Origin of the sequence: Bifidobacterium jacchi (genome assembly GCF_009078285.1) — a bacterium.
GTDB classification, from domain to species: domain Bacteria; phylum Actinomycetota; class Actinomycetes; order Actinomycetales; family Bifidobacteriaceae; genus Bifidobacterium; species Bifidobacterium jacchi.
Genome location: NZ_RQSP01000014.1, coordinates 58,496 through 60,424 on the forward strand (window position 1 = coordinate 58,496; position 1,929 = coordinate 60,424).

Below are 1,929 nucleotides of genomic sequence, written 5' to 3' on the forward strand. Positions count from 1 at the left end.
CAGGACCAGCACCGTGAAGCAAACAGCAGAGCTGTTTGTAGGCAACGTGCGAGCCGACCGGCGAGCCAGCAGACCGCGCGCGGAGCGCGTCCGTGATTGCAGGACAGCACCGTGAAGCAAACAGCGGAGCTGTTTGTAGGTGCTGTGCGAGCCGACCGGCGAGCCGGCATGCTGCGCGCAGCGCGTCCATGATTGCGGATCGAGCTGGCCCGCGACGCGGGACTGAGGGGTAGTGAATTCGTCAACGCATTTCTGACGCAGGATACTAGTGGGATGCAACGCAAAAACCGGCTTATTCCGCGTTGCGTCCCAAGAATCTGTGGGACGGAACGCAAATCAAGCCCATTCGGACATTGCATCCCACAGCCGCGTGGGACGCAACACGAAACATGCTCATTATTGCATTGCGTCCCACAAATCACCCGCAAATCAGTGGGACGGAACGAGAATACGGCTCGTTTTGGCGTTGCATCCCACGACCCTTCCGGCATCACAGCGAACACTCAGGCAACGATCAGGCAAAAACGTTGAAAAATAGCGGTTCAAGCACACGTTCATCACGACGGAAGCTACACGAGGCGAGATGCGCGTGGGACGCAACGCAAAAACCGGCTCATTCTGCGTTGCATCCCACGAATCTGTGGGACGCAACGCAAATCAAGCCCATTCGGACATTGCATCCCACATCCGCGTGGGACGCAACGCAGAACATGCTCATTATTGCACTGCATCCCACAAACCACCCACGAACCAGTGGGATGGAACGCGATTTCTGCTCGTTCTGGCGTTGCGTCCCACAACGTACCACAAGCACAGCTCGCATCATGGGCATCATAGACCGCCAGTGCAAGGATTTCTCGGGATTTGCCCCGAGTTCGTAAAATCTTTGCGCTAACAGGCCTCGTAGCGCAAGGATTTCTCGGAAAGATCCTTGAGTTCGTAGAATCTTTGCGCTAAGCCCAGTCTCAGCGCAAAGATTCTACGAAGTTCCCCCTGTTTCCGAAAAATCCTTGCGCTAATTGATCGCTAATTGCTCTCTATTCGATCTCCCCGCGCACGGATTATACGAAGTAACCATTGATCCCGAGAATTTCTTGCGCAAATCAGCTTGGAGAACAAGTTTGGAGGACCAGTTCGACCAGTTGCTTCTGCCGGATTCGCGAGACAGCTCACAAGACGGACCGCTGGTTCCCTGTTCGTCCAATGGCGCATTGGTTGCCGATTGGCAACCACCGTACCGGCAGCTCCGAAGGCTCTGGGAAGGCGAATTCCCCGCGATTCCGCCATTTTCCCTCTTTTCCCGTTGTGGCTGGTTGTGGCTGGTTGGTTGCCAATTGGCAACCAACCAGCCATTGACCGAATAGGAGCCACGCCAGGCCGCAATCATGGTCGCGCTGTTTGCTTTACGGTGCTGATCCCGCAATCACGGACGCGCTACACGCGCAGTTTGCTGGCTCGCCGGTCGGCTCGCACAGCACCTACAAACAGCTCCGCTGTTTGCTTTACGGTGCTGTCAAGGGGAGCTGAGAACTTCAATCAACGTATTGCTGACGAGCGCCAGCCGTCCCACGCCGCCGATAGAGTGGAAGATTAGGAGTGCATAGGCGCATCCGAAGGAACGGGGCAAGTGGCGCCCCATGAGCGGAAGAACGGCATCATGACGATCCCATCATCGGCGAATCCATCGTCGCAAAGACAATCATCACATCAACCAGCATCACATCAACAATCATCGCAAAGACAAGCTTCGCTGCAACAGGCATCATGCAGACAGGCATCGCATGATCACGCATCACTTCAGCAGAGCGAACCAGCCGCCCGCGCGCGTGACGAGCGAATCATCACGGCACCCACCAACCGAATCACCAACCGAATCACCACGGCGATCGCCGCCCAGCGTCGCCGCTGCGTCGCGGCGCTGACCGCAGC

At 56.7% G+C, this 1,929-nt stretch carries 1 protein-coding gene; it reads right to left on the bottom strand.

What is annotated here, in order from left to right; genetic code table 11:
• Positions 1-1,655 precede the first annotated feature (1,655 nt).
• On the bottom strand, positions 1,656-1,793 hold the full coding sequence (locus EHS19_RS10770) for a hypothetical protein (protein WP_175578328.1): 138 nt from the start codon (positions 1,791-1,793) through the stop codon (positions 1,656-1,658).
• Positions 1,794-1,929: the final 136 nt, after the last annotated feature.